We start from the raw sequence: 12783 nt of genomic DNA on the forward strand, positions 1-12783 counted from the left end.
GCCTTCTGCTGTAGGACTTAAAGGGAAATCAGGCGTTGAGCAGTGCGTCGAGCTTGCCGGCCCGCTCCAGGGCAAACAGATCGTCGCAACCGCCCACATGGGTCTCACCGATCCATATCTGCGGCACCGAGGTGCGGCCGGCCTTGCGCGTCATCTCGGCGCGCACGTCGGGTTTGCCGTCGACACGGATCTCGTCGAACGACACGCTTTTACTGGTCAGCAGCTGCTTGGCGCGGATGCAGAACGGGCACCAGTCGCTGGAGTAGATGACGACCTGGGCCATGTCACTTCACCACAGGCAGGTTGTCGCCACGCCAGGTGGCGATGCCGCCGCCCAGGCGCGCGGCGGTGAAACCGGCTTTCTGCAGTTCACGGGCGGCGGTGCCGGCCTGCTGGCCCAGGGCATCGACGACGATGATGGTCTTGGCCTTGTGCTTTTCCAACTCAGCTAGGCGCGAGGCCAGCTTGTCGTAAGGGATGTTCAGGGCACCGACGATGTGGCCGGTATCGAAATCCTTCTTGCTGCGGATATCGACCACCACGCCTTCGTCGCGGTTGATCAGCGCTGTCACTTCGCGGCTGCTCAGGCTTTTGCCGCCCTTGCTCATTTCGGTGAAGATCAGCAGCGCAAGAATGATGACGAACAGGCCAGCGAGGATGAAGTGGTTGGTAGCGAATTCAATGAGGTTGGCAAGCATCACGCGGTTCCGGGGCGGTAAAATGCCGGCCAGTATACACAGCAAGGTCAGTCCACCAAAGGCCGCACGGCGGTGACGGGATCTTTCCGGGGCCGTAGAATGTCTGACCGATTTCAGTGGGTCGCCTCCCGGGGCGACCGCCCCCGGATCGCCGCAGGCGAGCACGCGCTCGCTGCCGGCCTTCATAGCGTCCCAAGAAGAGCGAGCCCCGTATGAGCGCAGCGCCCAAACCCCTGGTTCTGGTCATTCTCGACGGCTTCGGCCACAGCGACACGCCCGAGCACAACGCCATTTTCGCCGCCAACACGCCGGTCTACGATCACCTGCGTGCCACCCAGCCCCATGGGCTGATCTCCGGCAGCGGTATGGACGTCGGTCTGCCGGACGGGCAGATGGGCAACTCCGAGGTAGGCCACATGAACCTCGGCGCGGGCCGCGTGGTGTATCAGGACTTCACCCGGGTGACCAAGGCGATCCGTGACGGTGAGTTCTTCGAGAATCCGGCGATCACTGGTGCTGTAGACAAAGCAGTTGGCGCCGGCAAGGCCGTGCATATCCTAGGCCTGCTGTCCGACGGCGGCGTACACAGCCACCAGGATCACCTCGTGGCAATGGCCGAACTGGCCGCACGCCGCGGAGCCGAGAAGATCTACCTGCACGCCTTTCTCGACGGTCGCGATACCGCGCCGAAAAGCGCCCAGAGTTCCATCGAGCTGCTCGACGCCACCTTCGCCAAGCTCGGCAAGGGCCGCATCGCCTCATTGATCGGCCGCTACTTCGCCATGGACCGCGACAACCGCTGGGACCGCGTGGCCCAGGCCTACAACCTGATCGTCGATGGCCAGAGCCAGTTCCAGGCGGACACGGCCCTGGCTGGCCTGCAAGCCGCCTATGCTCGCGACGAGAGCGACGAGTTCGTCAAAGCCACCCGCATCGGTGAGCCGGCGCCGGTCGAAGACGGCGACGCCGTAGTGTTCATGAACTTCCGCGCCGACCGCGCCCGTGAGCTGACCCGCGCCTTCGTCGAGCAGGGCTTCGATGCCTTCGAACGCGCCCGTGTACCGCAGACCGCCGGCTTCATCATGCTCACCCTGTACGCGGCGAGCATCGACACACCCAGCGCCTTCAAGCCCGAGGCCCTGACCAACGTGCTCGGCGAGTACCTGGCCAACAACGGCAAGACCCAGCTGCGCATCGCCGAGACCGAGAAGTACGCCCACGTGACCTTCTTCTTCTCCGGTGGTCGTGAAGAGCCGTTCCCCGGTGAAGAACGCATCCTGATTCCCTCGCCGAACGTCGCCACCTACGACCTGCAACCGCAGATGAACGCCCCCGAGGTGACCGACAAGATCGTCGACGCCATCGAAAACCAGCGCTTCGATGTGATCGTGGTCAACTACGCCAACGGCGACATGGTTGGCCACACCGGCGTATTCGAGGCGGCGGTGGCTGCCGTGGAATGTCTGGACATCTGCGTCGGTCGCATCGTCGAGGCGCTGGACAAGGTCGGTGGCGAAGCGCTGATCACCGCCGACCACGGCAACGTCGAGCAGATGCAGGACGAATGCACCGGCCAGGCACACACCGCACATACCTGTGAGCCGGTGCCGTTCATCTATGTCGGCAAGCGTGACGTGAGCATCCGCGAAGGCGGCGTGCTGGCCGACGTGGCACCCACCCTGCTGACCCTGATGGGCCTGCCAGTTCCCAAGGAAATGACCGGCACCAGTATCGTCACCCTCAACTGACGTTATCGGCCATCGGTCGACCGTGGCACGCCTTGGGTCGCAATCGCGAGCCAAGGCGTTCTTTTTAACCCGCGCCAAGGGCATACTAGGCGCGTTCCCCGCCAGGTACCGCCTGCACCATGCTCCGTGTCCTCACTTTCATCCTCATGACCAGCCTGCTGGCACCGGCTTTCGCCGATCAGAAAGCCGAAACGCAGAAGCAGCTGGAGGCGGCGCGTGCCGATGTCGCCGAACTGAAGAAACTGCTGGAACAACTGCAGCAGGAAAAATCCGGCGTGCAGAAGCAGCTCAAGACCACCGAAACCGAAATGGGCGAGCTGGAGAACCAGGTCAAGGGCCTGCGCGAAGAGCTGCAGGAGAGCGAAGAAGAGCTCAAGCGCCTCGATCAGGAGAAAAAAAAACTCCAGGGCGCGCGCCTTGAACAGCAACGACTGATCGGTATCCAGGCCCGTGCGGCCTACCAGGGCGGGCGTCAGGAATACATCAAGCTGCTTCTGAACCAGCAGAACCCGGAGAAATTCTCCCGCACCCTGACCTACTACGATTACCTCGCCGAAGCGCGCATGGCCCAACTGACCGCGTTCAACGAAACGCTGCGCCAGTTGGCCAACGTCGAGAAGGACATCAGCCATCATCAGGAGCAGCTGCAAGCGCAGAAAAGCGAGCTGGACAGCCGCAGCGCCAAGCTGGCCGAAGTACGCAAGGAACGTCAGCTGGCCCTGGCCAAGCTGAACAAGGATTTCAGCGCCCGCGATCAGCGACTCAAGGCCCGCGAGCAGGAGCAGGCCGAACTTGGCCGTGTGCTCAAGACCATCGAGGAAACCCTCGCCCGCCAGGCCCGTGCAGCCGAGGCCCAGCGCCAGCGCGAACTGGCCGCCGCTCGCGAGAAGCCCAGCACCCCATCGGCCACCGGCAAGCGCACCGAAAGCGGGCCGCTGGTCAGCTCCGGCGCCACTTACGGCGGCCCGTTCGCCAGCGCCAAGGGCAAGCTGCCGTGGCCGGTCAATGGCCGACTTGTTGCAAGATATGGAACCCCGCGGGGCGAAGACGCTCGGACTAAGTGGGACGGCGTGCTGATCGGCGCCGCCGCCGGCAGTCAGGTACGCGCCGTGCATGGTGGTCGGGTAGTTTTTGCAGACTGGTTGCGCGGTTCCGGGCTTCTGGTCATTCTCGACCATGGCAATGGTTACCTGACCCTGTACGGGCACAACCAAAGCCTGCTCAAGGACGCCGGAGACATCGTCAAGGCCGGGGAACCCATCGCCACCGTCGGTACCAGCGGCGGCCAGGACACCCCAGCACTGTATTTCGCGATTCGCCAGCAGGGCCGCGCCAGCGATCCGGCCCAATGGTGTCGGGCGCAAGGATAAGCGCCATCTCATTGTCGTAGGAGTTAGTTCGAATGCCGCATCTGTCCCGCCTCACCTCCCTGGCCCTGGCGATTGCCCTGCTCGGTGGCGCACCTGTGCTGCATGCCGACCAAGCTCCGATCACCCCGCCGCCGGCCGCCGACCAAAAAGCAGCCCCGCTGCCGCTGGACGAGCTGCGCACCTTCGCCGAGGTGATGGACCGCATCAAGGCCGCCTACGTCGAGCCGGTCACCGACAAGGAACTGCTGGAGAACGCCATCAAGGGCATGCTCAGCAACCTAGACCCGCATTCGGCCTACCTCGACCCGAAAGCCTTCGCCGAGTTGCAGGAAAGCACCAGCGGCGAGTTCGGCGGCCTGGGCATCGAAGTCGGCACCGAAGACGGCTTCATCAAGGTGGTGTCACCCATCGATGACACCCCGGCTTCCAAGGCCGGCATCCACCCCGGCGACCTGATCGTCAAGATCGACGGCAAGCCCACCAAGGGCCAGTCGATGATGGAAGCCGTGGAGAGGATGCGCGGCAAGGCCGGCAGTAAGATCGTCCTGACCCTGGTGCGTGAAGGCGGCAAGCCGTTCGACGTCGAGCTGACCCGCGCGGTGATCAAGGTCGCCAGCGTGCGCAGCCAAATGATCGATCCGGGCTACGGCTACATCCGCGTTACCCAGTTCCAGGTCAATACCGGTGAGGAAGTCGGCAAGGCACTGAACAAGCTGCGCAAGGAAAACGGCAAGAAGCTCAGCGGCCTGATACTCGACCTGCGCAACAACCCGGGCGGCGTGCTGCAGTCGGCCGTGGAAGTGGCCGACCACTTCCTCAAGAAGGGGCTAATCGTCTACACCAAGGGCCGCCTGCCCAACTCGGAGCTGCGCTTCTCCGCCGACCCGCTGGACGCCAGCGAAGGCGTGCCGCTGGTGGTGCTGATCAATGGTGGCAGCGCCTCGGCCTCGGAGATCGTCGCCGGCGCCCTGCAGGATCACAAGCGTGGCATCGTCATGGGCACCGACAGCTTCGGCAAGGGTTCGGTGCAGACCGTGCTGCCCCTGAACAATGACCGTGCCCTGAAGCTCACCACCGCGCTGTACTTCACGCCCAATGGCCGCTCGATCCAGGCCCAGGGCATCGTCCCGGACGTGGAAGTGGCGCGCGCCAAGCTGACTCGCGAGAGCGACGACCCGAGCCTCAAGGAAGCCGATCTGCAGGGCCACTTGGGCAACGGCAACGGCGGCGCCGATCGCCCGACTCAGAGCGCCCCCGGCAAGCCGGCCCGCCCGCAGGACGACGACTACCAGTTGAGCCAGGCGCTGAACCTGCTCAAGGGCCTGAACGTCACCCGCGCCGACTGATCCTCGGCGGCAAACAGAAAGCCCCGGCGCAGGCAACTGCGCCGGGGCTTTTTATTAGCTGATTGAAATGCCCGCTCTTAGGGGAGCGGGCGAACATAAACCCAGCTTGGTGCCGGGCTTTGTTGCCTGCATTGTTACAGGTAGTTGTTGGTCATCTCGTCGAGGAAGCCTTCGCTGCGCATCTCATCGAGGGCCTTCTGCAGGCGCTGTACCACCTCGTCCGGAGTGTCCTTGTTGAGTGCCAGATACAGCTCCGCCTCGTTGAAACGCAGCACGGTATTGAGCCCGGTGACGCCTTCCTGCTTGGCCAGGTAACGGCCGACCGGGTCGGTAGTGGCCCATAGGTCGATCTTGCCGCTGGTGAGCTTCTTGACGTTTTCCTGATCGCGCAGCGCGTTGACCGGCGCCAGGCCCTGGCTTTCCAGGTGCTGGCTCACCGCGTCGTTCTTGTACGCGCCGATGGTGTACTGCCCGGCATCCTTGAGGCTTTTAACGGTGAGGTTGCTGCCTGGCGCGGCAAGCAGCACCCAGCCGGTCTTGGCCAGCGGGCCAACCCACTTGAACAGCGGCTGACGCTCGGGAGTGAAGGTGGTGGAAAACAGCCCGTAGTTGGGTTTGTCCTGGGTCAGCTTGTAGAGGCGATCCCAGGGGAAGCGCAGGGTCAGGCTGTACTTGATGCCGGCACGTTTGAACATCTCGCGCACGATCTCGGCGTTGATGCCATCGATGCCGTCGTCACGGGCGAAGTTCTTGTCATCGACCGCCATGTTGAACGGCGGGAAGTTCTCGGTCAGCAGCACCATCTTGTAGTCGGCGGGCAGTTCGGCCCTGGCCGTAAAGGCCATGAAACCCAGCCCGAGCAGTGCAATGGTCTTCAAAGTGCTCAACATCAGTCGTTCCCCGCCACGTGGTTATGATTATGCTTGGCGGCCTCCTGCCGAACGTCGCACCACCACCGTCCTGGCAATGGCTGCCGCGCGCAAGGCACGCCAGTATGAACGCCGAATCATAGCCACGCCGGCGCCCCTCAGTACCTTGGCGTGCCCATCAAACGTTCAGGGCTAAAGATAGCTGTTGAGGATACTGTCGACGATCCCCTCAGCGCGCATCTTGTCCAATTCCGACTGCAGCTTCTGTACCACCTCGTCAGGCACCTCCTTGTTCAGTGCCAGATAGAGCTGCGCGCTGTTGAAACGCAGCACAGTCTTCAAGCCGCTGACACCTTCCTGGCGCGCCAGGTAGCGGCCCGCTGGATCACCAGTGGCCCACAGGTCGATCTGCCCCGCCATCAGCTTCTTGGCGTTTTCCTGGTCGCGCAGCGAGGTCAACGGCTGCAAGCCTTGCTTCTCGAGGTGCTCGGCGATGGCATCCCCCTTGTAGGCGCCAATGCGGTACTGCTTGGCCTGCTGCAGGTTGTTGACCACCAACTTGCTGTCGCCGCGCGCCAGCAGCACCCAGTCGTCCGGGCCGATGGGGCCGACCCACTTGAACAGCGCCTCGCGCTCGGGCAGCCGCGCGGTCACGAACACACCGTAGTCGGGCTTTTCCAGTGCGAGCTTGTAGATGCGATCCCAGGGAAAACGCAGGGTCAGGCTGTACTTGATGCCGGCGCGCTTGAACATTTCGCGCACCACGTCGACGGCGATCCCGTCGATGTTGTCTTCCTGGGCGAAGTTCTTGCCGTTGATCGCCATGTTGTAGGGCGGGAAGTTTTCCGTCAGCAACACCACGTTGTAGTTCGGGTCGATTTCGGCGCGCGCCACCGACGCCATCACAAGCAGGGCTCCTGCCGCTGCCAACCACAGACGTTTGCACATGTACTGGACTACCTGTCATTCAATGCGTTGACGAGCGGCCGGAAAGGTAGCGCCCGGCGTGACCGGACGTTCGGGCAAAAATAGCAAGCTAGACGCTTTGGCTTGACCCGATGCTTGTCACACGGGTGCTAGCTTAGCGCCATTAGCGGGCACCCAAAAGGCCAATTGCACCAGATTGGGCGCACCGCTGACGAGGCACGGCTCAGCGCACCACGATACCGCGGCTGGCCATGTAGGCTTTAGCTTCGGGCACGGTGTACTCGCCGAAGTGGAAGATGCTCGCCGCCAGCACCGCGGCGGCCTTGCCTTCGATAATGCCGTCGGCCAAATGCTGCAGGTTGCCGACGCCGCCGGAAGCGATCACCGGGATGCCCACCGCTTCGCTGATGGCACGGGTCACGCCCAGGTCGTAGCCGCTCTTCACGCCGTCCTGATCCATGCTGGTGAGCAGGATCTCGCCGGCGCCCAGGCCTTCCATCTTCATCGCCCACTGCACGGCATCGAGGCCTGTCGGCTTGCGGCCGCCGTGGGTGAAGATTTCCCAGCGCGGCGCTTCGCCCGGGCCGGACACCCTCTTGGCGTCGATGGCGACGACGATGCACTGCGAGCCGAAGCGCGAGGCGGCTTCGCCGACGAACTCGGGGGTGAACACCGCTGCGGTGTTGATCGACACCTTGTCGGCACCGGCGTTGAGCAGGTTGCGGATATCCGCCACGCTGCGCACCCCACCGCCCACGGTTAGCGGGATGAACACCTGGCTGGCCATGCGCTCGACGGTGTGCAGCGTGGTATCGCGGCCATCGACGCTGGCGGTGATATCCAGAAAGGTGATCTCGTCGGCACCCTGCTCGTCGTAACGACGGGCGATCTCCACCGGATCGCCGGCATCGCGAATGTTCTCGAACTTTACGCCCTTGACCACGCGGCCGTTGTCCACGTCGAGGCAGGGGATGATGCGTTTAGCCAGTGCCATACGGAGCTCCCGTAGGGTGGGTGCAACCCACCGATAAAGATTAGGTCAGTTGCGGCGGGCTTCACCCGCCCTACGGTTCAAACCTTGAAGTTGTCGCAAAACGCCTGCGCTTGCGCCACGTCCAGAGTGCCTTCGTAGATCGCGCGGCCGGTGATGGCGCCGACGATGCCAGGCGAACGAGCCAGCAGCAGCTTCTCGATATCGCCCAGGTTGTGGATGCCGCCGGAAGCGATCACCGGGATGCGGCTGGCGGCAGCCAGGGCGGCGGTGGCTTCGACGTTGCAGCCCTGCATCATGCCGTCTTTGGCGATATCGGTATAAACGATGGCCGACACACCGTCTGCCTCGAAACGCTTGGCCAGGTCGGTGGCCTGCACGCTGCTGACTTCCGCCCAGCCATCGGTGGCGACGAAGCCATCCTTGGCGTCCAGGCCGACGATGACCTTGCCCGGGAAGGCCTTACAGGCGTCGGTGACGAACTGCGGATCCTTCACGGCCTTGGTGCCGATGATCACGTAGCTGACGCCGGCCTTGACGTAGTGCTCGATGGTTTCCAGCGAGCGGATACCGCCGCCGATCTGAATCGGCAAGTTCGGGTAGCGCTTGGCGATGGCGGTAACCACTTCACCATTGACCGGCTGACCTTCGAAGGCACCATTAAGGTCGACAAGGTGCAGGCGACGGCAGCCGCCCTCGACCCACTTGGCGGCCATGCTCACCGGGTCATCGGAGAACACCGTGGAATCTTCCATGCGGCCCTGGCGAAGGCGTACGCAGGCGCCGTCCTTGAGGTCGATAGCGGGGATAATCAGCATCTGCAGCACCTTGTCTAGTTCAGCCGGCCTGGGCCGGGATCAATCTTTCTCGAGCGCCCACAGGTCGACTTCGAGGCTCTCGAAGCGCTCGCGCAGCAAGCTGTGCGCATCGGTGATCGCTCGGTTGTAGTAATGCGGGGCGATGTCGCGCCCGAACAGTTCGAGCAGCTCCAGCTCGAAGCGGTCGCTCAGAAAGCGCTGCAGCTTGTGCACCGCATCGCTTTCCTGCTCGGGCGTGAGCGTCAGAACCGGGCCTTTGAGCCGTGCCATCTACCAGCGGCCATCCCAGGCGGCGAAGTTCTGCAGCAGCTGCAGGCCATGGGTGTGGCTCTTCTCCGGATGGAACTGCACGGCGAAACGCGAACCGTCGGCCAGGGCCGCGGCGAAATCCTTCCCGTAGTGACCACGGCCAACCACCTGCTGAGCCTTGGCCGCTTCGACATAGAAGCTGTGCACGAAGTAGAAGCGCGCCTGCTCGGGGATGTTGTGCCACAGCGGATGCTTGACCGCCTGGCTCACCTCGTTCCAGCCCATGTGGGGGACTTTCAGCGGCTCACCGTCCTCGACCATGTCCTTGCCGAAGAAGCGCACCTGGCCGGGAAATAGGCCGATGCAGTCGACACCGTCGTTCTCTTCGCTGCGGTCGAGCAGCGCCTGCATGCCCACGCAGATGCCGAGAAACGGACGATCCTGGCTGACTTCGCGAACCAGTTCGTCAAAGCCCAGGCGGCGGATCTCGGCCATGCAGTCGCGGATCGCGCCAACGCCGGGAAACACCACACGGTCGGCCTCGCGGATCACCTGATCATCGCTGGTCACCAGCACACGGCCGGCGCCCACATGTTCCAGCGCCTTGGACACCGAGTGCAGGTTGCCCATGCCGTAGTCGATGACGGCTACCGTCTGCATCAGAGCACGCCCTTGGTCGATGGCATCTGCCCGGCCATGCGCGGGTCGAGTTCGACCGCCATGCGCAGGGCGCGACCGAAGGCCTTGAACACGGTTTCGATCTGGTGGTGGGTGTTCACGCCACGCAGGTTGTCGATGTGCAGGCTGACCTGAGCATGGTTGACGAAGCCCTGGAAGAATTCCTGGAACAGGTCGACATCGAAGCCGCCGACCACCGCGCGGGTGAACGGCACGTGCATCTGCAGGCCGGGACGACCGGAGAAGTCGATCACCACGCGCGACAACGCTTCGTCCAGCGGCACGTAGGAGTGGCCGTAGCGGGTCATGCCCTTCTTGTCGCCAACGGCCTTGGCGAAGGCCTGGCCGAGGGTGATGCCGACGTCTTCGACGGTGTGGTGGTCGTCGATGTGCAGATCGCCCTTGCAGAAGATGTCCAGGTCGATCAGGCCATGGCGGGCGATCTGGTCGAGCATGTGCTCGAAGAACGGCACGCCGGTATCGAAGGTGGCCTTGCCTGTGCCATCCAGATTGATCGAGACCTTGATCTGGGTCTCCAGGGTATTGCGCTCGACGGATGCCGTACGTTCGGCCATCACCTGCTCCACAAAATCGTTGGGCGAAAGGGCGAACATTATAGGCTGATAAGCGGCAAAGCTATAAAGCCGTCCGGCAAAAATGCCGCAAGGCGCGGCAGTCGGAATTCAGGGCTTATCAAAAGACGCGCATAAAAAATCCCGCGGACGCACAAGGCGTCGGCGGGATTTTCACGATATCGCGAGCTAGAGCCCTGCTAGGCAAAACCAGGCGAGGAAGCGGAGTGTACTTTTGTACATGAGCATTCCGAGCCTGGTTTTAACGCCGCAGGGCCGACGCGCAGCAGATCGTGATTAGTGGAACAGGACTACGGTCTTCTGCAGGGTAATCCAAACACCCCAAGCCAGCGGGATACCCACGGCCAACCAGGCAGCGATCACCAGCGGCTTGCTCGACGGATCGGCAGCCCACTCCAGCTCCGCAGCGGACGGCTTGGATTTCTCGCCATGGGCGCGCTCGGCGGCCAGCTCTGCGTCGGTCATGAAATACTTCGGATCCACAGGGCGGACCAGCAGGTTGCAGATGAAGCCCAGCACCAGCAGACCAGCGAGGATGTACAGGGTGATGTCATAAGCGGCAGCGCGCTCGACGCCGATGCTCAGCTGATACTCACGCAGATAGTTCACCAGTACCGGACCCAGCACGCCAGCGAAGGCCCAGGCAGTCAGCAGACGACCGTGGATCGCACCGACCATCTGGGTACCGAACAGGTCAGCCAGGTAAGCCGGAACGGTCGCGAAGCCACCACCGTACATGGACAGGATCAGGCAGAAGGCGAACACGAACAGCGCGATGCTGCCCAGGTGACCGGTCCACGGAACCAGCGCGTACAGGGTGAAGCCCAGCGCGAAGAACACGAAGTAGGTCGCCTTGCGGCCGATCAGGTCGGAGAACGAAGCCCAGAAGAAACGACCACCGATGTTGAACAGACTGAGCAGGCCGGTGAAGCCCGCAGCGATGGCGGCGATCTGGCCAAGCTGTGCAGCGCTCAGTTCACTGAACGGCACGTTCAGGCCGATCAGTTTGCCGCCGAAGACTTCCTGCAGCATGGGCGAAGCCATGCCGATGATGCCGATACCAGCCGATACGTTCAGGCACAGTACGGCCCAGACCAGCCAGAACTGCGGAGTTTTCCACGCGGTGTTCACGTGGACATGGCCCTTGGTGATCATCGCGTTGTTGGCCTTGGCAGCCGGAGCGACCCAGCCAGCAGGCTTCCAGCCGGTTGGCGGAACGCGGTAGGCCAGTGCGCCGCCGACCATGAAGATGAAGTAGATCACCGCCATGACCACGAAGCTCTGCCATACACCTACGCCAGTTTCATTGGCGAAGTGGCCCATCAGCGCCGCGGCCAGAGGTGCACCGACCATCGCGCCGCCACCGAAGCCCATGATGGCCATACCGGTAGCCATACCGCGCTTGTCCGGGAACCACTTGATCAGCGTCGATACCGGGGAGATGTAGCCCAGACCCAGACCGATACCACCGATCACGCCGGAACCGACCCACATCAGCCAGATCTGGTGGGTATAGATACCCAGCGCGGAGATCAGCAGACCGCCACACCAGCACACGGCCGAAACCAGACCTGCTTTACGCGGACCGGCATGCTCCAGCCAGCCGCCCCATACAGCAGCTGCGCAACCCAGGAACACGAAGAACAGGGTATAGATCCAGCCCAGCATGGAGATCTGCCAATCGCAGTTGCTGGCGAAGATCTGCTCGAAGAAACCAATTTCCGGCGCACACGCGACTGGCGCGGTGATACCAATGGCCTTGGACAACGGCAGCCAGAATACGGAGAACCCGTAGGCCATGCCGATACACAGGTGGATGGCGAGGGCAGCTGGCGGAACCAGCCAGCGGTTGAAACCGGGCTTAGCGATGATGCGTTCCTTGGACAGGAAAGCAGGCGTCGCCGAAGCACCGTTTTGCACGGTGGCGTCAGTCATGTTTTCTTCTCTGATTAGGTTGGCAAACAGGTAATTACTGGCGAAACATCGATAGAAGCATCGCCAAACAACAAGTAAGTATGGGGAGAGTCCATTCGTTCTAGCTGGTCGCTAGCTCCCCGTGGCATTGTGTCACATCGCCATGGTCGCATTGCAACCACCCAAACGATAGTTTTGCGGGTCTACAGCACCTTTTTAGGCATTGATTCTGGCTCTAATCGACAGCCGGTAGAAAACCGGCGCCAAAATACACGCCCTCCAATGTCCGGGCTAGGCGCGACAGTAGCGAGCCCGGATGACAGTTCGACTGCCAAAAGCAGGCACACCAAATCAATACCTGCGCCACAGCATAGCCAACCCTCGATTACGCACCGAAATTATTGCCCTGCACCGCGCATGAATACCCGTGCCTACAGTGCAAGCGGCAATTCTGCAGATTCAATGCCGCAAATCTTGACTAGTAGTGGTCTACCAGCTCAGGCAATACGCCTCGCGTTGGCCAGTGCCTGCCAGCAGAGCTCGCGCGTACACGACTGCCTTTAACCGCGGGGACGCCTCGGG

The 12783-nt window shown here is 62.6% G+C and carries 13 protein-coding genes; 3 read left to right on the plus strand and 10 right to left on the minus strand.

Annotated elements, in window-relative coordinates; translation table 11 throughout:
- Window positions 1–28: 28 nt before the first annotated feature.
- Window positions 29–283 carry a glutaredoxin 3 gene (grxC, locus tag BM279_RS00830; protein WP_093500062.1) on the minus strand — a complete coding sequence of 85 codons (255 nt, stop codon included), beginning with the start codon at window positions 281–283 and terminating at the stop codon, window positions 29–31.
- A gap of 1 nt (window position 284) precedes the next feature.
- A complete protein-coding gene (locus tag BM279_RS00835; protein ID WP_013792984.1) occupies window positions 285–698 on the minus strand; it encodes a rhodanese-like domain-containing protein in 414 nt (137 codons plus the stop codon).
- A 212-nt stretch (window positions 699–910) separates the two neighbouring features.
- Between BM279_RS00835 and gpmI the strand changes: the two genes are divergently transcribed.
- From gpmI to BM279_RS00850, 3 genes are all read left to right on the plus strand, one after another.
- Window positions 911–2446, plus strand: coding sequence for a 2,3-bisphosphoglycerate-independent phosphoglycerate mutase (gene gpmI, locus BM279_RS00840; RefSeq protein WP_093500064.1), 1536 nt, complete (start codon window positions 911–913; stop codon window positions 2444–2446).
- 119 nt (window positions 2447–2565) lie between these two features.
- Window positions 2566–3816, plus strand: a complete 1251-nt coding sequence (locus tag BM279_RS00845) for a murein hydrolase activator EnvC family protein (RefSeq protein WP_093500066.1) — start codon at window positions 2566–2568, stop codon at window positions 3814–3816.
- Between the two features lie 32 nt (window positions 3817–3848).
- Window positions 3849–5162, plus strand: coding sequence for a S41 family peptidase (locus BM279_RS00850; protein WP_027908699.1), 1314 nt, complete (start codon window positions 3849–3851; stop codon window positions 5160–5162).
- A gap of 134 nt (window positions 5163–5296) precedes the next feature.
- Here the strand turns inward: BM279_RS00850 and BM279_RS00855 are convergent, their stop codons facing one another.
- From BM279_RS00855 to BM279_RS00890, 8 genes are all read right to left on the minus strand, one after another.
- Window positions 5297–6052: a substrate-binding periplasmic protein gene (locus BM279_RS00855; protein WP_027903746.1), complete on the minus strand. Its 756-nt coding sequence runs from the start codon at window positions 6050–6052 to the stop codon at window positions 5297–5299.
- Between the two features lie 171 nt (window positions 6053–6223).
- On the minus strand, window positions 6224–6979 hold the full coding sequence (locus BM279_RS00860; RefSeq protein WP_093500068.1) for a substrate-binding periplasmic protein: 756 nt from the start codon (window positions 6977–6979) through the stop codon (window positions 6224–6226).
- A gap of 202 nt (window positions 6980–7181) precedes the next feature.
- Window positions 7182–7952, minus strand: coding sequence for an imidazole glycerol phosphate synthase subunit HisF (gene hisF / locus BM279_RS00865; protein WP_093500070.1), 771 nt, complete (start codon window positions 7950–7952; stop codon window positions 7182–7184).
- Between the two features lie 77 nt (window positions 7953–8029).
- Window positions 8030–8767, minus strand: a complete 738-nt coding sequence (gene hisA / locus BM279_RS00870) for a 1-(5-phosphoribosyl)-5-[(5-phosphoribosylamino)methylideneamino]imidazole-4-carboxamide isomerase (RefSeq protein ID WP_093500072.1) — start codon at window positions 8765–8767, stop codon at window positions 8030–8032.
- Window positions 8768–8806: 39 nt separating this feature from the next.
- On the minus strand, window positions 8807–9037 hold the full coding sequence (locus BM279_RS00875) for a DUF2164 domain-containing protein (RefSeq protein ID WP_093500074.1): 231 nt from the start codon (window positions 9035–9037) through the stop codon (window positions 8807–8809).
- Complete coding sequence (gene hisH / locus BM279_RS00880) at window positions 9038–9676, minus strand: imidazole glycerol phosphate synthase subunit HisH (protein ID WP_093500076.1); 639 nt, start codon at window positions 9674–9676, stop codon at window positions 9038–9040.
- Window positions 9676–10269 (minus strand): imidazoleglycerol-phosphate dehydratase HisB, encoded by a 594-nt coding sequence (hisB, locus tag BM279_RS00885; protein WP_013793001.1) that lies wholly within the window; start codon window positions 10267–10269, stop codon window positions 9676–9678. The genes hisH and hisB overlap by 1 nt, the downstream gene beginning before the upstream one ends.
- A 294-nt stretch (window positions 10270–10563) precedes the next feature.
- On the minus strand, window positions 10564–12222 hold the full coding sequence (locus BM279_RS00890) for an OFA family MFS transporter (protein ID WP_093500078.1): 1659 nt from the start codon (window positions 12220–12222) through the stop codon (window positions 10564–10566).
- Between the last annotated feature and the right edge of the window lie 561 nt (window positions 12223–12783).

It is taken from the genome of Phytopseudomonas straminea (genome assembly GCF_900112645.1).
GTDB classification, from domain to species: domain Bacteria; phylum Pseudomonadota; class Gammaproteobacteria; order Pseudomonadales; family Pseudomonadaceae; genus Aquipseudomonas; species Aquipseudomonas straminea.

What these genes read in the sequence shown, in the direction of transcription:
- BM279_RS00850 (WP_027908699.1), top strand. Translation starts at nt 3,849, where the DNA reads ATGCCGCATCTGTCCCGCCTCACCTCCCTGGCCCTGGCGATTGCCCTG.
- hisF (WP_093500070.1), bottom strand. Translation starts at nt 7,952, where the DNA reads ATGGCACTGGCTAAACGCATCATCCCCTGCCTCGACGTGGACAACGGC.
- gpmI (WP_093500064.1), top strand. Translation starts at nt 911, where the DNA reads ATGAGCGCAGCGCCCAAACCCCTGGTTCTGGTCATTCTCGACGGCTTC.
- BM279_RS00875 (WP_093500074.1), bottom strand. Translation starts at nt 9,037, where the DNA reads ATGGCACGGCTCAAAGGCCCGGTTCTGACGCTCACGCCCGAGCAGGAA.
- BM279_RS00835 (WP_013792984.1), bottom strand. Translation starts at nt 698, where the DNA reads ATGCTTGCCAACCTCATTGAATTCGCTACCAACCACTTCATCCTCGCT.
- hisA (WP_093500072.1), bottom strand. Translation starts at nt 8,767, where the DNA reads ATGCTGATTATCCCCGCTATCGACCTCAAGGACGGCGCCTGCGTACGC.
- BM279_RS00890 (WP_093500078.1), bottom strand. Translation starts at nt 12,222, where the DNA reads ATGACTGACGCCACCGTGCAAAACGGTGCTTCGGCGACGCCTGCTTTC.
- hisB (WP_013793001.1), bottom strand. Translation starts at nt 10,269, where the DNA reads ATGGCCGAACGTACGGCATCCGTCGAGCGCAATACCCTGGAGACCCAG.
- BM279_RS00860 (WP_093500068.1), bottom strand. Translation starts at nt 6,979, where the DNA reads ATGTGCAAACGTCTGTGGTTGGCAGCGGCAGGAGCCCTGCTTGTGATG.
- grxC (WP_093500062.1), bottom strand. Translation starts at nt 283, where the DNA reads ATGGCCCAGGTCGTCATCTACTCCAGCGACTGGTGCCCGTTCTGCATC.
- BM279_RS00855 (WP_027903746.1), bottom strand. Translation starts at nt 6,052, where the DNA reads ATGTTGAGCACTTTGAAGACCATTGCACTGCTCGGGCTGGGTTTCATG.
- hisH (WP_093500076.1), bottom strand. Translation starts at nt 9,676, where the DNA reads ATGCAGACGGTAGCCGTCATCGACTACGGCATGGGCAACCTGCACTCG.
- BM279_RS00845 (WP_093500066.1), top strand. Translation starts at nt 2,566, where the DNA reads ATGCTCCGTGTCCTCACTTTCATCCTCATGACCAGCCTGCTGGCACCG.